Source organism: Paenibacillus sp. FSL M7-1414, from assembly GCF_038003195.1.
GTDB classification, from domain to species: Bacteria; Bacillota; Bacilli; order Paenibacillales; family Paenibacillaceae; genus Paenibacillus; species Paenibacillus amylolyticus.
Map to the genome: position 1 here is coordinate 61,795 of NZ_JBBOOS010000001.1, position 20,866 is coordinate 82,660.

Below are 20,866 nucleotides of genomic sequence, written 5' to 3' on the forward strand. Positions count from 1 at the left end.
CATAACGCAAGGAATGAGGAACAGGTATGGAGGCTTTACGCTGGAACATGCTGGTGAAGAACGTGCTGGATGCAGCGGAAGAGCATCAGTTATGGGTTCCCGGGGATCGGATTGTCGTCGCAGTATCGGGCGGGCCGGACTCGGTAGCTTTTTTGCATATCATGCACGAGATTAGCAAGCGGCATGTGCCACTCGAATTGATCTGTGCCCACGTGCATCATGGCTTCCGGAGTGAATCTGATGATGAAGCGGAGAAAATGATGGAACTGGCACAACAGCTTGGTATTACATTTGAATGGACCAAGGCTGATGTACCTTCATATATGGAGCTTACGGGTCAGGGACCACAGGAAGCAGCCCGCAACAAGCGATATGCCTTTCTTCATGAAGTGGCTTCCAAATATAATGCAGCAAGCATCGCTTTGGCACATCATGCGGATGATCAGGCAGAGACGGTCATGCTTCATTTGCTTCGTGGAACCGGCTTGTCGGGACTCTCAGGAATGAAGTTTAAAAGACGAGAAAAAAATGTGGAACTTATTCGTCCATGCCTTCGTATAAACAAGACAGACCTTGTAGAAGCTTGTAATACCCAAGGTTTTATGTATTTCAATGATGAGAGCAACGCCCTGCGTAAATATCGGCGTAATGCCATTCGCTTGGATGTGCTTCCTTTTTTGGGGCAGTATAATGGACAACTCACGCCGTCATTGAATCGGCTTGCCGAAATTGTGGGTGATGAAGACGATTTCATGGAGCAGAGTGCATATGACACATACAGGTGTCTAGTGCAGGTGAACGGCGGAAGGCAAACCTTTGAGGTGCCTTCCTTCTTGAAGTTACATGTCGCTTTACAACGAAGGTTGATTAAACTAATATTGAATTATCTGCCTTTGGACAGTGATTTTGTCGACTTTACCCGTATAGAAACCATTCGGCACAAGGTCATGGAGACCCATGTGACGACCTGGAGCCTGGATATAGGACAGACACTCGCCTGCACTCGGGAGTATAATCTGATTTCTTTTGGCATACGGACGGACGTACAGGATCAATCTTACGAGTATCGTCTTGCGCAATGGAGTGGAACTTATGAGCTTTCACTCACCCCAATTAACCGGTATATTCGGTTGATGACGGTGAGTCCCGAGGACTATCATGTACCGGAATCGGCGGATCAAGCCGCGTTTGATGCGGATCAACTGCTTATGCCGCTGGTTGTGCGTTCACGGTTACCTGGAGATACCATGAAAGTGATGGGATTAAACGGAAGCAAAAAGGTGAAAAATATTTTCATCGATGAGAAAATCCCCCCATCTGTCCGTCCACGTATTCCTGTGGTATGTGATGGAGCAGGTCATATCATCTGGTTACCGGGTGTTCGACGGTCCAGTGTGGCTCCTGTCAGGGAGGGCACTTCCGCAATCCTGTACATGACTGTAGGCGATTCAGCGATTCAGGGGTAGTGGTTATGGTTCAGGTAAGGCTTTCATAGTATAACTTAGGAGGTTCGCACAGTTGCAGAACGACATTCAGGAAGTATTGATCAGTGAAGAAGAAATTCAGAGTAAAGTCAAGGAATTAGGCGCAACACTAAGTGCCGAATATGCAAATCGCAATCCTTTGGTCATTTGTGTGCTCAAGGGTGCGTTTATATTTATGGCTGATTTGGTTAAAAACATAACGGTACCTGTTGAAATGGATTTTATGGCAGTATCCAGTTACGGCGCTTCCACCAAGTCATCAGGTGTTGTCAAAATCATTAAGGATCTGGATGTATCCGTTGAAGGACGGGAAGTTCTGATTGTCGAAGATATTATCGACAGCGGACTTACACTCAGCTATCTGATTGAACTGCTAGAAAACCGCGGTGCCGAGTCGGTGCGTGTGGTTACGCTGTTCGACAAGCCTTCAGGCCGTAAAGTTGAGTTGGAAGCTCATTACACAGGCTTTGACATTCCTGACGCGTTCATCGTTGGTTACGGTTTGGATTTTGCGGAGAAGTACCGGAACCTGCCCTATATCGGGATTTTGAAGCCGGAAGTCTATAGTAGCTAATATCCTGCCCGACCCAAGCCTTGAGCTGTTCTTGGCTTCTGTTGAGAAGCCATGTCGGGCTATGTTAAAATAATTAAAGTGTCTCGAGAGGAGGTAGGGGATGAATCGGTTCATCCGGAATTCTGGTTTTTATTTGATTCTTTTTTTAGTTGTGGTGGGGATAGTCCAGTTCGTCAGCAATGGCGGCGAAGCCACCGATAATCCTAGATATGATCAGTTGCGTGCAGCGATCAAAGCCAACAATGTCTCTGAATTGACGGTTCAATTCAACGGTCAAACGTATCTCGTGACCGGTCAATACAAGAAGGCACCTGATGGCGCCAAATCAGAAAATTTCTCAACGTATATTCCTCCTACGGATGAGGCAATTAGTGAGCTTGTAGCTGCAAGTGAAACTAACAATTTCCAATATCATCAGGAGCCAATGAAAGGTGACAGCATCTGGTTGACGTTGCTGACTTCCTTTATTCCTTTGATCATTATGTTCCTGCTGTTCTTCTTCCTGTTTAATCAGGCTCAAGGCGGCGGCGGTAAAGTAATGAACTTTGGTAAAAGCCGTGCTCGTCTCTACAACGAAGAGAAGAAGCGGGTTACATTTGAAGATGTTGCGGGTGCTGACGAAGAGAAACAGGAACTTGTTGAGGTTGTAGACTTCCTCAAGGACCCTCGTAAATTCGCAGCAGTAGGTGCGCGGATTCCTAAGGGCGTATTGCTCGTAGGGCCTCCAGGTACCGGTAAAACATTGCTCGCTCGTGCCGTAGCCGGTGAAGCGGGTGTACCATTCTTCACTATTTCAGGTTCCGACTTCGTGGAAATGTTTGTCGGTGTCGGTGCATCACGTGTACGTGATTTGTTTGAAAATGCGAAGAAAAATGCCCCATGTATCATCTTTATCGATGAGATTGATGCTGTAGGACGTCAGCGTGGTGCTGGTCTCGGTGGTGGTCACGATGAACGTGAACAGACACTCAACCAGTTGCTCGTTGAGATGGACGGATTCGGAGTTAACGAAGGTATTATCATCATAGCCGCAACGAACCGTGCAGATATTTTGGACCCTGCCTTGCTGCGTCCAGGACGTTTTGACCGTCAAATTACGGTTGACCGCCCTGATGTAAGAGGTCGTGAAGCTGTCCTGAAAGTACATTCCCGTAATAAACCACTGACCAAAGATGTGAAGATGGATATTATCGCGAAGCGTACAACAGGTTTCTCTGGTGCGGATTTGGAGAATCTCTTGAACGAAGCGGCATTGCTTGCAGCGCGTCGTAACCGTAAAGATATTTCCATGAAGGAAGTTGACGAAGCGATTGACCGTGTCATCGTTGGTACGGAGAAGAAAAGCCGTGTCATCAGTGATCGCGAGAAACGAATCGTTGCTTATCACGAAGCAGGTCATACCATTGTTGGATACTTCCTCGAACATGCTGATATGGTACATAAAGTGACCATTATTCCGCGCGGACGTGCGGGTGGATATGTAATCATGTTGCCAAAAGAAGACCGTATGCTGGTTACCAAGCAAGAATTGCTGGATAAAGTAACCGGACTTCTCGGAGGTCGTGTAGCTGAAGAATTGTTCATCGGAGAAATTGGTACTGGTGCATACAGTGACTTCCAGCAAGCGACAGGTATTGTTCGCAGCATGGTTATGGAATACGGTATGAGTGAGAAATTGGGACCTATGCAATTCGGAAGTTCACAAGGACAGGTATTCCTTGGTCGGGATATCGGTCATGAACAGAATTACTCAGATTCCATTGCTTACGAGATTGATCAGGAAATGCAACGCTTTATCAATGACTGTTATGAGAAGTGTAAGGACTTGCTTGTTAAACATTCAAAAGAGATGCACCTGATCGCTCAAACTTTGCTTGAGGTTGAGACTTTGGAAATGGATCAGATCAAGCAATTGATCGAAACAGGTTCTTTGACTCCAAAAGCAGACAATGACAATGATGGTGAAGGCACACCAACTGAAGGCGGAGAGCCAATCATCGACACCATCGGTGATGTGCGTGTTCGTATTCAAGGTAAAGATGAAACGCCTGAGCCACCAGCCGGAGATATTCCAAACGAAGCTCCGAATCTGGAAAAGGGTAATAACAATAACCCGGATGATGGCGGAACGAAGCCAACGTCTTAATGCACAATACATCTGGCTATAATAGCAGGTGAAATCAAGAGAGCCCTCGGGGCTCTCTTTTTTTATCCATTATTTTAAAAGAGGATAGATAAAGATAAACGGGAGTTAGATGGCGAACCAGTTAGCAAACAGGTGGTTACAGCGCTGTCCCGGGCCTTTTTCATTTATTGACAGAGTCGTGAACGTTGTGTAAATTAGTTGTTAAACCGCTTGTGATTCGTTTCTCAAGCGAAGATAACGACTTAGGTTAGCCCACGAAACAGCGCATGACGCTGTCCCGATAAAGGAGAGGATCACAGGTGGAAGCTCTGGCTTTAGAGCGCAAGGCTGAGATGAACCGCGAGCTGCGTGAGCGGCTTATGGTGTTGAAGAAGGAACGTAATGCCATTATTCTTGCCCATTATTATCAACGTGACGAAGTACAGGAGGTTGCAGACTTCCGTGGAGATTCGTTTCTGTTAGCCCAGAAGGCAGCACAGACAGATGCGGATGTGATCGTTTTCTGTGGTGTTCATTTTATGGGTGAAAGCGCTAAAATTCTGGCGCCAAATAAAACAGTTATTATCCCGGACGAACGTGCGGGCTGCCCAATGGCAGATATGGTGAATGTGGATGGACTACGCAAATTGAAAGCACAACATCCTAATGCCAAGGTGGTTACGTATATCAATTCCTCGGCTGAGATCAAAGCAGAGACTGACATCTGTTGTACATCAGCGAATGCAGTCCGGGTTATTCAATCGGTGGATTCCGACGAAATTATCTGGGTACCGGATAAAAACCTGGGACATTATGTGCAGCAGCATACAGACAAGAAAATGATTATCTGGGAAGGTTACTGCAACACTCACGATATGCTTACAGTCAAAGATGTGGTGGAGATGAGAGCCAAGCATCCAAATGCAGAGTTTGTTGTCCATCCAGAGTGTCGCCCTGAGGTTGTAGAAATGGGTGATTTTGTAGGTAGTACAACAGCTATTCTGGAGTATTGCAAAAATTCATCAGCGAAGGAATTTATCGTAGGTACCGAAGATGGTACAGGATATCAGCTTCGTCTGGATAGCCCGGATAAACAGTTCCACTTTGCTACCAAGTTCCTCGTATGTCCCAACATGAAGGTGAACAACTTGAAGAAACTGGTGAAATGCCTGGAAACGATGAAGCCGCAAATCTACGTGCCACCGGCCGTTGCCGACAAAGCCAGAGAATCACTAGAGCGCATGTTGTTGGTAAAGTAGGATGCGCTACTCTTGCTCCAAGACAGGTGAATAACATGATACCGCAATATTTAGTTGATTTTGATCTGTCTGCGCTACCCATGGTAGAGACGGATGTACTGGTTATAGGCTCAGGGATTGCTGGTTTGTTTACTGCCATTAAGGCAAGTGGACAACAACGTGTATTAATGATCACGAAGAAGTCATTACTTGAAAGTAACACCAGATATGCGCAGGGAGGCATCGCTGCGGTTATTGCTGAGGATGATTCACCTGCTTACCACTTGCAGGATACACTTGTAGCAGGAGCGGGCTTATGCCGCTCCGAAGCGGTAGAGGTATTGGTGAATGAGGGGCCGGACGGAGTGAAGGAACTGATTCGTTTGGGTACTTTATTTGATCTGGAGAACGGCGAGTTGGCGTTGACGCAGGAAGGTGCGCATAGCCACCGCCGTATTTTGCATGCCAACGGAGATGCAACGGGATATGAGATTGTACGTGCGCTTGCTGTTGAAGTGAATGAGCATCCCGGGATTGAAGTTTGGGATGAGCATTTTGTTGTTGACCTAATTACGGATCGAAATCGAGGGGAATGCATTGGCGCTCTGGTTCAGAAGGATGACGGATCGCAAGTGTTCGTGAAGGCACAGGCAACCGTTCTTTGCTCTGGTGGGGCAGGACAACTGTACCGATACACGACGAATCCCGATGTAGCTACTGCCGATGGTGTAGCCATGGCTTATCGGGCTGGGGCTATTGTTCGTGACATGGAATTTATCCAATTCCACCCCACCTCTCTATGTTACCCTGGGGCCCCGCGCTTCCTTGTGTCAGAAGCCGTACGTGGCGAAGGAGCATATTTGCGCAATGTGAAGGGTGAGCGCTTCATGGATCGTTATCATGCCCAGCTTGAACTGGCCCCACGAGATATCGTGGCACGAGCGATTGTTAGTGAGATGGAGTCCACCAACAGTACCTTTGTGTACTTGGACATTACACATGAACAGCCAGAGATGATCAAGCATCGGTTCCCTACCATATATGAGACTTGTATGCGTTATGGATTAGACATGACAACGGACTGGATTCCCGTTGCACCTGCTGCCCATTACATGATGGGTGGAGTGAAAACGGATTTAAGTGGAGAGAGCAACATCTCCCGATTATTTGCTTGTGGCGAGGTGTCTTCTACAGGAGTGCATGGAGCCAACCGCCTGGCAAGCAATTCTTTATCAGAAGCGATTGTATTTGGGCGGAGAATTGTTGATCGTATTCAATCTCTCCCTCCGCTTGGTTTATTACAAGCAAGAGGGGCTACGCCTTCATCTGTGGACATGAATAACATGAATAGCAAGATCATGAAAGAGCAAAAACCTATATCTGAAAGACGTTTACGACTACAGAAAATGATGGTTCGTCAGGTAGGTTTGCGCCGGAATGGTGAGGACCTGCAGAAGGCCATGGACAAGCTGCAACAGGAATTGCAATTTTTTGATCAGACACTCACGCATAAGGAAGAGCTGGAGTATGCCAACCTTCTGACCTGTGCCTGGTTAGTTACTAGCGGTGCATTACATCGCGAGGAGAGTCGGGGGGCTCACTATCGTGAGGATTTCCCGGCACGTGATGATATCGTGTGGCAGAAGCATAGTCTGCAGCAGCGAGAACAAGCGATTGTGGAGGAATTGATGTCATGATACTGAATGGATATAATGAAGGGCTTGTCGAATCAATCAAAAACTGGCTTCGTGAAGATGTTGGTGCAGGTGACGTTACAACAAGTGTGACGATTCCAGCAGGCAACCAATCCAAGGCCATTATACACGCCAAAGACAATGGTGTTATTGCAGGCATGACCGTAGCTAAACTTGTATTTCAAGTCGTTGATCCTGATCTTGTATTTACACCGAAGGTAACAGACGGAGACAAGGTTACCCATGGCACGATTTTGGCCGAGGTAGAGGGAAGTACACATTCACTGCTTACGGGGGAACGACTTGCACTTAACTTGCTGCAACGTATGTCCGGAATAGCTACGCGTACGCGTGCCTACGTGGATGTGTTGGATGGTCTTGAGACCAGGCTCGTGGATACACGTAAGACAACGCCGGGCCACCGATTACTTGAGAAATATGCGGTGCGCGTGGGTGGCGGAGCGAATCATCGATTTGGACTGTACGATGCTGTTATGATTAAGGATAACCACATCAAGGGTGCAGGCGGAATCACCGAGGCGGTACAGCGTGCGCGAACCATTATCCCACATACGATGACGATTGAAGTGGAGACTGAAAATCTGGAGCAGGTGAGAGAAGCCTTGCAAGCCGGGGCAGATATCATTATGCTGGATAACATGCATCCAGAGCGGATGCGTGAAGCGGTTGAACTTATTCGTGAACAGGCTCCTCATGTGAAGGTTGAAGCATCCGGTAACGTGTCTCTTCAGACCATTCGTGGCATTGCAGAGAGTGGTGTGGATGTAATTTCGGTTGGCAGGTTAACCTATTCCTTTGAGAGCCTGGATATTAGTCTGGATTTAAATGAAAAGAAAGAGGGGTGAACCTCTTTGATTCTAGTTGTAGACGTGGGGAACAGCAATATGGTGCTCGGCGTATATCAAGGCCGGGAATTGCTGCACCACTTTCGTCTGAGTACATCACGTCAGTCAACAGTGGATGAATACGGCGTATTGATTTATAATTTATTTCATATGTCCGGCATCAGGGCAAGTGACATCGAAGGTGTCATCATCTCATCTGTGGTCCCGCCACTGGTGAATGTAATCGAAGCGATGTGTGAGAAGTATGTAGGCAAAAAAGCTTTGCTCGTTGGGCCTGGTATTAAAACTGGCTTGAACCTGCGATACGAGAACCCTCGTGAAGTGGGTGCAGATCGTATTGTTAATGCAGTGGCAGCCGTTGAGAAGTATGGCGGCCCTCTCGTCGTGGTCGATTTCGGTACTGCAACGACCTTTGACTGTATTGACGAGAAAGGTCACTACCTGGGGGGAGCTATTGTACCTGGCATTCAGATCGCCACTGAAGCGCTCTATGAGCGGGCATCCAAGTTGCCTCGTATAGAGCTGGAGAAACCTAAAAAGGTCATTGGCCGTAATACTATTCATGCTATGCAAGCGGGTATTATATTTGGCTATGCAGGGCAGGTAGATGGTATTGTAGAACGTATTCGCGAGGAGATGGGAGCGAAGCCCCGAGTTATCGCGACGGGTGGTCTCGCTACACTTATCGCAGAAGAAACCCGTAGTATAGAGGAAGTTGATCCGCTGCTTACGCTTGAAGGGCTGCGTATTATATATGAGCGGAACCGGGAAAGGTGAGCATAGTGACGGCATACAGCGGGCTGAGATTACAGCTTAAGTGTTGTGCCGTTTTTTCTGTGTTACGACTATTATGGCGATACGCCAAAGGAGGCTGAATGACTTGGAAAACAACAACAAGCATGACCGGTTAATTCGTGGTACAGCAATGAATGGAAAGGTAAGAGCCTTTGCTATCCAGACTACGGAACTGGTTGAGGAACTACGCAGAAGACACGATACGTTTCCCACGGCTACAGCTGCCATGGGGCGTACGGTTACAACAGCAGCCATTATGGGTGCAATGCTCAAAGGTGAAGAGAAGTTAACGGTACAAGTCAACGGTGATGGGCCCATTGGACAGATTGTAGCTGATGCCAATGCGAAAGGCGAAGTACGAGGATATGTTTCTAATCCGCATGTACATTTGCCAAGCAATAGTGTGGGTAAACTGGACGTTGCAGGCGCGGTTGGAACGGAAGGTTTCATCAACATAACGAAGGATTTGGGACTGAAAGAACCATATCGTGGCAGTGTGCCTATTATTTCAGGAGAACTGGGCGAAGACTTCACGTACTACTTTGCTCAATCGGAGCAAACCCCTTCTGCTGTAGGCGTTGGTGTGCTCGTTGATACGGATAATTCCGTTATTGTCTCAGGTGGATTCATTATGCAGCTGTTGCCGGGATTGACAGATCCAGAGATCACGGCGATCGAAAACGCCATTAGTACGTTGCCGCCAGTGACGACGTTGCTGGAGCAGGGACTTGAATTGGAAGAGTTGCTTCGCCGATTGTTGCCAGATGTACAAGTGATGGAAGGATTGGATATTCATTTTAGCTGTGAGTGTTCACGTGAGCGGGTAGAGAAGACACTAATCAGCCTGGGCCAAACGGAGATGGAGCAATTAATTGAAGAAGAGGGCCAGGCTGAAGTGGTCTGCCAATTCTGTAATGAAGCCTATGACTTTAACAAAGAACAACTTGAGACCATCCTAGAGCAAGCCAAGAACTGATCTATGCGGGGACGGGATGCGGAATGACAAGACAGGAAAAAGGGTTGTGGACGGCTGTAATTGTCTTGACGCTAGGTATGCTGGTCATGGGTAGTGTGATGGCTATGCATGGTCTCAGACAGGGCAAAGACGAGGCAGATGCATCCCATGATGCTAATACGGAAGAAGGAAGCACCGTAGCGACGATCAATGGAGAAGTTATCACGGACAAAGAGTGGACCGATGCGCTGAAAAGACGCTATGGCAGCGAGTTATTACTCCAGATGTTAAACCGTAAAGCAGTATTTGCCGAAGCAATTGAACGCAAGCTGATCGTCACTCCCCAAGAGATTGCAAGAGAACTTGCCGCCGCGATGGATGGGTACGATTCAGAGAAATCATATTTTGACGAAATGAAGTCTCAATTGGGCCTGTCGAAACAGGAACTTGAGTTGGAAGCCGGCTACAGGCTGCTGCTTGAGAAAATTGCAACGATCGGCATACAGATCAAGGATGCAGATATTGAGCATTACTGGACTGAACACCGTGAGGATTACGTTTCCCCCGAGAAATATGACTTGTCCATCATCGTAGTGAAGGAAGAAGATGAAGCCGATTCCTTACTGGATGCGTTGGAGAAGGGGGAGGACTTTGAAGAAGCTGCTCGCAAGCAATCGACAGACAGCTTCTCTCGTGATGCTGGTGGCAGGCTGGGATGGATTGAGCGGAATGATCCATTCCAGTCAGAAGAAATCCTTCAACTTGCTGCCGGGCTGGATGTAGGCGATATTGCCGGACCGGTTCGAGTGGAAGAAGGTTATGTTATTATCAGACTTAATGATAAAGAAGAACGCCAGGTGCAATCGGCCGAAGAGGTCCATGAGGAGATTCGAATGCAACTGGCTCTGAGTCAGGCTGATCCGTTGCCGCAGGTAGAGCAAATGCTGCGTAACAAGTATGAAGCCGTAATTCTGTCCGAGATTCCTGCCTCCTGAATTCAATGGAAAAGATTTCCTCTTGCTGCTGCATCTTGATAAAAATACTCTGTCTGCGGTCTTAGGGCCAAAGGCAGAGTATTTTTTTTAAGTACTCATATTGACAATAAGGGTTAACGTTGATAAGATGAAAATAATAAATACCTACTCGTTTACTCGGATATAAAAGATTTATTTATGAACAAAGAAACTTTCGGAAACCTCCGCCCTGTCTAGAAATCTTAGCAGTAAGGGATAGGATCAACAGGATTTCCGCAGTTCTTCTATAACAGCTAGAGGCTACCGGCCGCACAGTATAGGTTAACAGGACTCAAGTTTTATTCATCCACTAAGGAGGGCATTCATATGGCTAAAGTAGTTAATAACGTAACAGAACTCATCGGAGGTACTCCGCTTGTTCGTCTGAACCGTATCGTACCTGAAGGCAGTGCTGAAGTATTCGTGAAGCTGGAGTACCAGAATCCAGGTTCAAGCGTGAAAGACCGTATCGCAATTAGCATTGTGGAAGAAGCGGAAAAAGAAGGCAAGCTAAAACCAGGTGATACCATTATTGAAGCAACAAGTGGTAACACGGGAATTGGACTCGCGATGGTGGCTGCAGCCAAAGGCTACAAGTCCGTTATTGTAATGCCTGAGACGATGAGCTTGGAGCGTCGCAACTTGCTTCGTGCGTATGGTGCTGAGCTTGTGCTTACACCTGGAGCTGAAGGTATGAATGGTGCTGTTAAAAAAGCCGAAGAACTGCTGAAAGAAAACCCTTCCTATTTCATGGCTGAGCAATTTAAAAATAAAGCCAACGTGAAGATCCACCGTGAAACGACTGGCCCTGAGATTGTTGAAGCAATTCAATCTGTGGGTGGTACGTTGGATGCTTTCGTTGCGGGAATTGGTACAGGCGGAACAATTACAGGTGTAGGGGAAGTGCTGAAAGAAGCTTTCTCTGGTATTAAAATTGTTGCAGTTGAGCCAGCAGCTTCGCCAATTCTGGCGGGCGGCAAACCTGGACCACATAAGATCCAGGGGATTGGTGCCAACTTTATCCCTGAGATTCTGGATCAGGAAATCTATGATGAGATCATTCACATTGAGAATGATGATGCATTCGAGACGGCTCGTCAGGTAGCGAAGGAAGAAGGTATTCTGTCCGGTATTTCTTCAGGTGCGGCGATCCGTGCAGGTCTTCAGGTAGCGAAACAGTTGGGTGAAGGCAAGCGCGTTGTCGTAATCGTGCCAAGTAACGGCGAACGTTACCTCAGCACACCTCTTTACAACTTCGAAGGCTAAGTCTACAAATGACAAAACCAATCCTCCTTGCCCGTATGACGGGTATGGAGGATTTTTGGCGTAATGCTTTTAAAAGGGGCGGCGCTTTAGTATACTATCAGACAATAGAACTAGCGACAGATGGAGGGCGGCACACCGCAATGACACACCTGATGACAACATACGCCGACTGGATGGAGTGGGCTGAACAAGGCTGGACCATGATGCCCTATATGACGAAGTCGGATGAGGGACCGTATCATGGCGGTTTACCGTTATCGTGGGAGGCAGCCTGGGAGCAGGCATCACCATACGCAATTGTGCTGGAGAATGGCAAAGGCGGGAGATATACATTTCTGGGGTTAGACCCCGTATCCGTTATTTCCGGCAAGGGTCAAGAAGCGGTTATTCATGATGTGACGCAAGGAGCCACCTCGACGGACAGCGGCAAGCCGCTTGATGTATTGAAGAGATGGACTGCCCCGTATAGTGCACCCAAGGTTAATGGGGCTCCAGACTTTGGGGGTGGATACGCAGGTTATCTCAGCTACGATGTAGCAAGATCATTGGAGAAGCTCCCAGATTTGGCTGAGGATAACCCGGCTCTGCCGGATTATTGGTGGATGCGCTTTGAAGAAATATGGGCGTATGACCATGAGCAGCAGGCACTTTTCTGCATGGTTCATCTGGCTATAGAGCCTAACCGGAACGAAACTGATATCCGTAGTCTATATTCAGCGGCAGAAGCACGAGCGACAGCGATGCAGAAACGTTGGCTTCATATTATGGGGGCTACACAGGCTGAGGAACAACAACAGGCACTGGAACGCCGCAACAAGCAGGTCAATCGTACCCCGCAGCCTGAAGATGCGGAAAGGGAATCGGAAGGATGGGAAACCTCCTTTCCCCAGGAGGACTTTGAACAAGCTGTGCGTACGGTACAGGAATATATCAGGCAGGGCGATGTGTTCCAGGTGAACCTGTCCTTGAGACAGGAAAAGCGGCTTCATTCGAGCGCTGAGCATATTTATGAATGGCTGCGCCTTGTGAATCCATCACCGTATATGGGAATGCTGCGTAGTCCAGACTTTCAACTGGTAAGCGGATCTCCCGAGCTTCTGGTCAAAGTGGAGAATGGCAAAGTCAGTGCACGTCCCATCGCAGGGACCCGAAGAAGGGGCCGGGATGAAGCAGAGGATAAAGCTATGGCGGATGAACTGCTCAGCAGTGAGAAGGAACGGGCGGAGCATATTATGCTCGTTGATCTGGAACGGAATGATATCGGACGGATTGCAGCCTACGGTTCGGTTCATGTGCCTGAATTGATGACCATCGAGAAGTATTCCCATGTCATGCATCTCGTTTCCCAGGTGGAAGGCAGGCTGGCAGAAGGGTTATCCGTATTTGATGTGATTGCTGCGACATTCCCGGGCGGAACGATTACAGGAGCCCCGAAAGTCCGCACCATGGAGATTATCGAGGAACTTGAGCCTGTGCGGCGTGGGCCTTATACGGGTTCCATCGGGTGGATGGATTACAGTGGAAATATGGAATTGAACATCGTCATTCGTACGCTTGCCATCAAGGATGGTATTGGTTATGTACAGGCTGGTGCAGGAATTGTCATTGATTCCGATCCATATCGGGAATACAAGGAATGCCGCAACAAGGCAAGAGCCATGATGAGAGCTGTGAATTACAGCGAAGAGGCTGAAGCAAGCAGAGCTATTGAACAAGAACAAGCGGAGCGAACAGAAGCTGTTAAACTAAAATAAAACGAAGCAACCGTCACTTGCGTTGACGGAAGATGAGGAGGAGCAGGCATATGATACTGGTTATCGATAATTACGATTCCTTCACGTACAACCTGGTTCAATATCTGGGTGAACTGGGTGAGACGGTGGAAGTTCGCCGCAACGACGAGATTGATCTGGCAGGCATAGAGGCACTGGAACCTGATCATATTCTGATCTCTCCGGGCCCATGTACACCGAATGAAGCAGGCATCAGCCTGGCAGTCATTGATCATTTCAAGGGAAGCATTCCGATCTTTGGTGTTTGTCTGGGGCATCAGTCCATTGGACAAGCATTTGGTGGCAATGTCATTCGTGCGGAGCGCATGATGCACGGCAAAACATCCGAGATGCACCACAATGGGACATCGGTATTTGCCGGATTGCCATCTCCATTCACAGCTACCCGTTACCACTCCCTGATTGTCGAGCGCAGCAGCTTGCCTGACTGCCTGGAGATTACAGCGGAGACAGCTGAAGGTGAAATTATGGGTCTGCGCCACAAAGAATATGCGATTGAAGGTGTTCAATTCCACCCGGAATCCATTATTACAGACCATGGTCATCAGATGCTTCGTAACTTTTTGTCCCAACAAGTGAAGGTTTAACATGCAATATGCCGCGATAAATGGAGAGTTGGTCAATATGGCGGCGGCCGTGGTTCCTGTAACGGATCACGGCTTTTTGTACGGATTGGGACTGTTTGAGACGTTCCGGACGTATCGAGGTGTCCCATATCTTTTGGAACGGCATCTGGAGCGCATGGCTTTGGGGTGTAAGGAACTTGGCATTCCTTTTACAACGACCGCGGCAGAGGTGACAGGTGGGCTTCAACGTTTGATGAATGCGAACGGACTTCGGGATGCGTATGTGCGATACACGGTATCAGCCGGTGAAGCACCGCTAGGCTTACCTTCTGGTGATTATTCGAAGCCAAATCATATTTTACTGGCAAAAGCATTACCTGATCCTTCTCCCTCTTTATATGAGAGTGGAAAAATGATTCAACGGTTGTCTACACCTCGCAACACGCCTGAAGGAGAAGTTCGGTTCAAGTCGCTGCATTACATGAACAGTATTCTGGCGAAACGGGAGCTTAATGGATACGGGCAGCATGTGCAGGGTGCAGAAGGGCTACAATTAACCCGGGATGGTCATATAGCGGAAGGGATCGTCAGCAATGTGTTTTGGGTACGGGAAAATGTTCTCTACACGCCAGCACTCTCAACCGGCATTCTGCCGGGTATCACGAGAGCTGTGGTAATGGAGATTGCCTCGCAGCAAGGAATCCCCTGCATAGAAACGTTAGCTTCCTGGGAGGATCTCCTGCAAGCAGATGAAATATTTCTAACCGGCTCGGTGGCCGAACTGGTTCCGGTGACAACTCTGCGGGATCAGGACGGAGCCGAAACGATAATTAGCAACGGACATATTGGCCCGGTTACAGCAGTCCTTCTGGGTATGTACCGGCAGAAAGCGGGGTATACTTCATGACACTTACACCTGTCATCTATGAACGGAACTATGCATGGGGGCCAGCTGAATTGAAGCTGGGTACAAGGACACAGATTATGGGCATTCTTAACGTCACGCCTGACTCGTTCTCGGATGGTGGACGTTATACCAACGTGGAGCGGGCGGTTGCTCATGCCAAGCAGATGATGGAGGACGGGGCGGACCTGATTGATATCGGCGGGGAGTCCACCCGGCCAGGTTCAGATGTCGTGGGCGCTGATGAAGAGCTTAGCCGGATTATTCCGGTTATTGAGGCATTGCATCAGCAAGCCCCGCACATTCCGATATCGGTAGACACGTATAAAGCCGATGTTGCACGTCAGGCTATTCTAGCAGGTGCCCATATTATTAATGATGTGTGGGGTGCCAAGGCAGATGCAGATATGGCCCGCACGGCAGCAGAGCTGGGGTGTCCCATCGTTCTGATGCATAATCGGCAGGATCGGAATTACACCGATTATCTGAGTGATGTCGTCAGCGATTTGCAGGAGAGCATACAGATTGCATTAACAGCCGGCGTGAAAGCAGACCAAATTATCCTGGACCCGGGCATTGGTTTTGTGAAGGATCTCGGAGAAAATCTGAAGCTCATGTCATCGCTCGGTTTGCTCAATGAAATGGGATATCCCGTTCTGCTAGCCACCTCACGCAAAAGATTCATCCAGAACACCCTGGATGTCGGGGCGGATGATGCGCTGGAAGGAACGGCTGCGACCGTTGCATTTGGCATTGCCCAAGGCTGCCAGATGGTTCGGGTTCATGATGTGAAACCGATTCGGCGGACGGCAGACATGTGTGATGCCATGTTGTATGCTTCTCCGGGTATACGGAGGAAATAATGTGGCGGGTCCCTGGTGACCCGTCCAGTGGAAGCGCAGCGTTTTTCAAAGGCGAAGCTAAGGCATAACTTCAAATAGATTAAAATTTCAATATATATAGAGGGCAGGCGGATCGTATGGATAGAATGGTATTGCATCGTATGGAGTATTACGGATATCATGGTGTTTTTGCAGAAGAACGGAAGCTTGGGCAGCGGTACTATATTGATCTGGAGATTGATATGGACCTGGGTGAGGCCGGACGTAACGATGATCTGACCAAAACGATTAATTATGCGGAGATCCATGAGCTGGTGAAACAGATTGTAGAGAATAAATCATTCCAGTTAATTGAAGCTTTGGGCGAACATATTGCATCTTCTTTACTAGACACTTATACTATTATCAATGCATTGACAGTCAAGGTGACGAAGCCACATCCGCCATTTGATATTCATTTTGAGGGCGTAACGGTAGAGCTTCGCCGCACAAGAAAGTGAGAACCGATCATGATTGCACATTCGACCTCTGAATCTTCAGAGGCTTATATTGCTTTAGGGGCCAATTTGGGTGACCGGGAACAGACGCTGTTTGAAGCATTGTCTTTGCTGGATGAACACCCTCATATATCCGTTCTGCGTTGTTCTGCACTATATGAGACGGAGCCTGTAGGATATGTAGATCAGCCTGCATTTCTGAATATGGCAGTCGCCGTACAGGTGATGCTGACACCAGAGCAGTTGCTCACGGAATTACTGGATATCGAGAATCGGCTTGGCCGTGTTCGTGATATTCGCTGGGGACCGCGCACCGTTGATCTGGATCTGCTCTGGATGCAAGGTGAGACGCGAGATACCGAATTGCTTCAATTGCCTCATCCCCGCATGGGAGAACGGGCTTTTGTACTGGTACCACTGTCGGATATCGTACCGGAGGGCGAGATTTCAGGTTTGTATACCTTTGTACACTCATCGTTGTCTGTACTGGATGGAAAGGATGGAATACAGCTTTGGAAAACATGCAATTGGCCAACCGAATCCGGGCATTCCGGAAGTTGAAAGGTTTAACACAACATGAACTTGCGGCCGAGACCGGCATCTCGCTGGCCATTCTGGGAACCATTGAACGGGGAAACCGTAAGGTATCACAGCAAGAACTCGATCGAATTGCTGGTGTGCTGGCAATCAGTATCGAGGAGCTGCGGGGCAACTAGGACCGTTTCGGTTTCGCCATGTTACAACAACCAAGACACCGATCAAACTTTATATCGTGATATATACAGAATTAAAAAAGGAGTGGAATGACTACCGTGCTGAACATTGGTGGCATTGAAATGAAAAACCAGGTCGTACTTGCGCCGATGGCTGGCGTATGTAATCCGGCTTTTCGTTTGATCGCAAAAGAATTCGGAACAGGCCTCGTATGCGCGGAGATGGTGAGTGGCAAAGCCATTGTCCATGGCAACCAGCGTACGCGTGAGATGTTGTTTGTAGATGAGCGTGAGAAACCGCTGAGCCTTCAGATTTTTGGGGGAGATCGTGATTCCCTTGTAGAAGCAGCCAAAATCGTGGACAAAGAAACCAATGCAGACATCATCGATATTAACATGGGATGCCCTGTGCCAAAGGTAACGAAATGTGATGCCGGTGCACGTTGGTTGCTTGATCCGAACAAAATCTATGAGATGGTATCCGCTGTCGTGGACGCGGTGGAGAAGCCGGTGACGGTCAAGATGCGTATCGGCTGGGATAACGAGCATATCTTCGCGGTGGAGAATGCGCTCGCGGTTGAACGTGCTGGCGGACAGGCGGTAAGTGTACACGGCCGCACGCGTGAGCAACTCTATACAGGCACAGCTGACTGGTCACACATCAAAGATGTAAAAGAAGCTGTCTCTATCCCAGTGATCGGCAATGGTGATGTCCATACACCAGAGGATGCACGCCGTATGCTGGATGAAACGGGTTGTGACGGAGTTATGATCGGTCGTGCTGCCCTGGGTAACCCATGGATGCTGTATCGTACCATTCAATACTTAAGCACGGGGGAATTGCTTCCTGACCCGAATGGCGAAGAGAAGATCCGTGTTGCCATCCTGCATATGGATCGCCTGATCGCATTGAAGAATGAGACAGTTGCCGTACGCGAGATGCGCAAACATCTGGCTTGGTATTTGAAAGGCCTGAAAGGATCTGCCCGCATCAAGGATGTTATTATGGAAGGAACCAAGCGGGACGAGATGGTACAGATTCTGGAGAACTTTGTGAGTCAGCTGAAAAGCGAAGGTAATTTGGAGTCAGAACCGGTAATCGCCGGAAATGCATCTTAATTATAAACGCATCTGTAAAACGTTTACACCTATAGGGGACGTAACATTGACTTTTCGAGATCGTTCCCCTATAATTTCTCAGTATAAATTCGCCATGTGCGTTAATAAGGATATAGCATCAGGAGGAATATTCTATTCCTCTGGAGAACTTCATATAGTTTTGAAGATGTATGCGAGCGGAGCTCTGTAACAAGCACTGATTCCGTTGCCGTACAATCAAATTTATTCCCATGACAGGAGAATCGGTTGAGATGAGCGACAAGGAAGTTATCCTTACACCAGAAGGACTCAAGAAGCTGGAAGAAGAATTGGAAACATTGAAATCAGTGAAGCGCCGCGAAGTGGCTGAACGGATTAAGGTAGCCATCGGGTATGGAGATATCAGTGAAAACTCTGAATACGAAGACGCGAAGAATGAGCAAGCTTTCATCGAAGGACGTGTAATCACGTTGGAGAAATTGCTTCGTAACGCGCGGATTATTAACAGCGACGAGATCGATACCGATGCTGTAAGCGTGGGTGCAACCGTCACTGTAGAAGATCTGGAGTTTGGCGACATCACGGAATATACGATTGTAGGTACTGCGGAGGCAGACCCGCTTCAGAACAAGATATCGAACGAGAGCCCTGTAGGTAAAGCGATTCTCGGCAAGAAAAAAGGTACAGTTGTTGATGTAAGTGTGCCTGCTGGCGTAATTCAATATAAAATTATGGACATTAAAAAGCTATAGCAACGAAGCAGTTGGGCGCGGTAAACAAAAGCTTCCTTAGGGAAGCTTTTTCAACATTAGAGGAAAAACGTCCTCTCGCGATGCCTGCAATGTAAATAAGGAGATGAATACAGATCATGACGGATGAAGTCTTGAATCAGGAAACCGAACTTAGCGAGCTTTTACAAATTCGCCGTGACAAATTGGACGAGCTCCGCAAATTGGGAATCGACCCTTTTGGCCAAAAATACGTACGTACCGAAGAAGCCGGCTCCATTCTGAAGAAGTATGAAGAACTGACCAAGGAAGAGCTGGAAGAGAAGCACATCGAAGTCAGTATTGCCGGACGGATTATGGCGAAGCGGGGAATGGGTAAAGCAAGCTTCGCACATATTCAGGACCTGAGCGGCAGAATCCAGATCTATGTTCGTCAGGATAGCGTGCCTGAAGACAAGTATGCGGCATTTAGCCTGCTGGACCTTGGCGATATCGTTGGGGTAACGGGTGTGATCTTTAAGACCAAAACAGGTGAAACTTCTGTCAAAGTGAAAGATATTGAAGTGCTGTCCAAATCGCTCTATCCGCTTCCGGATAAATTCCATGGTCTCACTGACGTAGAGCTGCGTTACCGCCAGCGTTATGTTGACCTGATTATGAGCCCGGACGTACAACAGACCTTTATCGCACGTTCCAAAATCATTCAATCGATGCGTCGTTACCTGGATTCCCTTGGATATCTGGAAGTGGAAACACCTACGTTGCATACGATCGCAGGAGGAGCGGCAGCACGTCCGTTCATCACACATCACAATGCGCTGGATATGGAACTGTACATGCGGATTGCGATTGAACTTCACCTGAAACGTCTGATTGTTGGCGGGCTGGAGAAGGTATATGAGATCGGCCGTGTATATCGGAATGAAGGTATGTCCACACGTCACAATCCGGAGTTCACCATGATTGAATTGTATGAGGCATATGCCGACTACAAGGATATTATGCAATTGACGGAGAACCTGGTTGCTCATATTGCACAGGAAGTACTGGGTACGCAAGTGATCCAGTATGGAGATTATGAAGTAGATCTTACGCCGCAGTGGCGCCGTGTTACGATGGTGGATGCAGTTAAGGAAGTTGTAGGCGTAGACTTCTCCGTACACATGACGGATGAGGAAGCACACAACTTGGCGAAGGAACATAAGGTTCCGGTTGAAAAACATATGACATTTGGTCATATTCTGAACGCGTTCTTTGAAGAATTTGTAGAAGAGACGTTGATTCAACCGACATTCATTATGGGACATCCTCTTGAGATCTCACCACTAGCGAAGAAAAATGATGTAGATCCGCGCTTCACGGATCGCTTCGAATTGTTCATCGTTGGACGTGAGCATGCCAATGCCTTCACAGAGCTGAATGATCCAATCGATCAGCGTCAGCGCTTTGAAGCACAGATGCTGGAGAAAGAACATGGGAACGACGAAGCTCATGAGATGGATGACGACTTCATCCGTGCGCTCGAATATGGTATGCCACCAACAGGCGGATTGGGAATCGGGGTTGATCGTCTGATCATGCTGCTTACCAACTCCCCGTCGATTCGTGACGTACTGCTCTTCCCGCACATGCGTCCTCGTACGCAAGATTAAATAAGGAACGTAGGATACGTTCATAATAGAAGAGGAACCTGCCGTTCAGTATCATGCTGGGGC

General features: G+C 48.1%; 20 protein-coding genes. All 20 read left to right on the forward strand.

Features of this window, described 5'->3' with window-relative positions; translation table 11 throughout:
• Positions 1-26: 26 nt before the first annotated feature.
• The 20 genes from tilS (at position 27) to lysS (ending at position 20,803) form a co-directional block, all read left to right on the forward strand.
• On the forward strand, positions 27-1,466 hold the full coding sequence (tilS, locus tag MHH92_RS00295; RefSeq protein WP_253504665.1) for a tRNA lysidine(34) synthetase TilS: 1,440 nt from the start codon (positions 27-29) through the stop codon (positions 1,464-1,466).
• A 52-nt stretch (positions 1,467-1,518) separates the two neighbouring features.
• A complete protein-coding gene (hpt, locus tag MHH92_RS00300; RefSeq protein ID WP_017691352.1) occupies positions 1,519-2,058 on the forward strand; it encodes a hypoxanthine phosphoribosyltransferase in 540 nt (179 codons plus the stop codon).
• Between the two features lie 100 nt (positions 2,059-2,158).
• Positions 2,159-4,204: an ATP-dependent zinc metalloprotease FtsH gene (gene ftsH, locus MHH92_RS00305; protein ID WP_340901545.1), complete on the forward strand. Its 2,046-nt coding sequence runs from the start codon at positions 2,159-2,161 to the stop codon at positions 4,202-4,204.
• Between the two features lie 299 nt (positions 4,205-4,503).
• Positions 4,504-5,442 carry a quinolinate synthase NadA gene (gene nadA, locus MHH92_RS00310; protein WP_036606114.1) on the forward strand — a complete coding sequence of 313 codons (939 nt, stop codon included), beginning with the start codon at positions 4,504-4,506 and terminating at the stop codon, positions 5,440-5,442.
• A gap of 35 nt (positions 5,443-5,477) precedes the next feature.
• Positions 5,478-7,118, forward strand: a complete 1,641-nt coding sequence (nadB, locus tag MHH92_RS00315) for an L-aspartate oxidase (protein ID WP_340901546.1) — start codon at positions 5,478-5,480, stop codon at positions 7,116-7,118.
• The gene (gene nadC / locus MHH92_RS00320) at positions 7,115-7,981 is read left to right on the forward strand and encodes a carboxylating nicotinate-nucleotide diphosphorylase (RefSeq protein WP_340901547.1); all 867 of its coding nucleotides are present in this window, start codon (positions 7,115-7,117) and stop codon (positions 7,979-7,981) included. Before nadB ends, nadC begins: the two co-directional genes overlap by 4 nt.
• Positions 7,982-7,987: 6 nt before the next feature.
• Positions 7,988-8,758: a type III pantothenate kinase gene (locus MHH92_RS00325; protein WP_026081372.1), complete on the forward strand. Its 771-nt coding sequence runs from the start codon at positions 7,988-7,990 to the stop codon at positions 8,756-8,758.
• Between the two features lie 73 nt (positions 8,759-8,831).
• Positions 8,832-9,752 (forward strand): Hsp33 family molecular chaperone HslO, encoded by a 921-nt coding sequence (hslO, locus tag MHH92_RS00330; protein WP_047844508.1) that lies wholly within the window; start codon positions 8,832-8,834, stop codon positions 9,750-9,752.
• A gap of 23 nt (positions 9,753-9,775) precedes the next feature.
• Positions 9,776-10,726: a peptidyl-prolyl cis-trans isomerase gene (locus MHH92_RS00335; RefSeq protein ID WP_307415458.1), complete on the forward strand. Its 951-nt coding sequence runs from the start codon at positions 9,776-9,778 to the stop codon at positions 10,724-10,726.
• A gap of 345 nt (positions 10,727-11,071) precedes the next feature.
• Complete coding sequence (cysK, locus tag MHH92_RS00340; protein WP_036606108.1) at positions 11,072-12,010, forward strand: cysteine synthase A; 939 nt, start codon at positions 11,072-11,074, stop codon at positions 12,008-12,010.
• Positions 12,011-12,150: 140 nt separating this feature from the next.
• Positions 12,151-13,764, forward strand: a complete 1,614-nt coding sequence (locus MHH92_RS00345) for an anthranilate synthase component I family protein (RefSeq protein WP_340901548.1) — start codon at positions 12,151-12,153, stop codon at positions 13,762-13,764.
• Between the two features lie 50 nt (positions 13,765-13,814).
• On the forward strand, positions 13,815-14,390 hold the full coding sequence (pabA, locus tag MHH92_RS00350; RefSeq protein ID WP_253504691.1) for an aminodeoxychorismate/anthranilate synthase component II: 576 nt from the start codon (positions 13,815-13,817) through the stop codon (positions 14,388-14,390).
• A 1-nt stretch (position 14,391) separates the two neighbouring features.
• Complete coding sequence (locus MHH92_RS00355) at positions 14,392-15,276, forward strand: aminotransferase class IV (protein WP_340901549.1); 885 nt, start codon at positions 14,392-14,394, stop codon at positions 15,274-15,276.
• Positions 15,273-16,136, forward strand: coding sequence for a dihydropteroate synthase (gene folP / locus MHH92_RS00360; protein ID WP_340901550.1), 864 nt, complete (start codon positions 15,273-15,275; stop codon positions 16,134-16,136). Before MHH92_RS00355 ends, folP begins: the two co-directional genes overlap by 4 nt.
• 116 nt (positions 16,137-16,252) lie before the next feature.
• On the forward strand, positions 16,253-16,615 hold the full coding sequence (gene folB, locus MHH92_RS00365; protein ID WP_036606103.1) for a dihydroneopterin aldolase: 363 nt from the start codon (positions 16,253-16,255) through the stop codon (positions 16,613-16,615).
• Positions 16,616-16,624: 9 nt separating this feature from the next.
• On the forward strand, positions 16,625-17,173 hold the full coding sequence (gene folK, locus MHH92_RS00370; protein ID WP_315372210.1) for a 2-amino-4-hydroxy-6-hydroxymethyldihydropteridine diphosphokinase: 549 nt from the start codon (positions 16,625-16,627) through the stop codon (positions 17,171-17,173).
• Positions 17,170-17,328 carry a helix-turn-helix domain-containing protein gene (locus MHH92_RS00375; protein WP_373865045.1) on the forward strand — a complete coding sequence of 53 codons (159 nt, stop codon included), beginning with the start codon at positions 17,170-17,172 and terminating at the stop codon, positions 17,326-17,328. Before folK ends, MHH92_RS00375 begins: the two co-directional genes overlap by 4 nt.
• Before the next feature lie 96 nt (positions 17,329-17,424).
• The gene (gene dusB, locus MHH92_RS00380) at positions 17,425-18,444 is read left to right on the forward strand and encodes a tRNA dihydrouridine synthase DusB (RefSeq protein ID WP_036606100.1); all 1,020 of its coding nucleotides are present in this window, start codon (positions 17,425-17,427) and stop codon (positions 18,442-18,444) included.
• Between the two features lie 251 nt (positions 18,445-18,695).
• The gene (greA, locus tag MHH92_RS00385; RefSeq protein ID WP_036606099.1) at positions 18,696-19,175 is read left to right on the forward strand and encodes a transcription elongation factor GreA; all 480 of its coding nucleotides are present in this window, start codon (positions 18,696-18,698) and stop codon (positions 19,173-19,175) included.
• 116 nt (positions 19,176-19,291) lie between these two features.
• Entirely contained in the window at positions 19,292-20,803 is a 1,512-nt protein-coding gene (lysS, locus tag MHH92_RS00390; protein ID WP_036606098.1) for a lysine--tRNA ligase, read from the forward strand.
• The last annotated feature ends 63 nt before the right edge of the window (positions 20,804-20,866 follow it).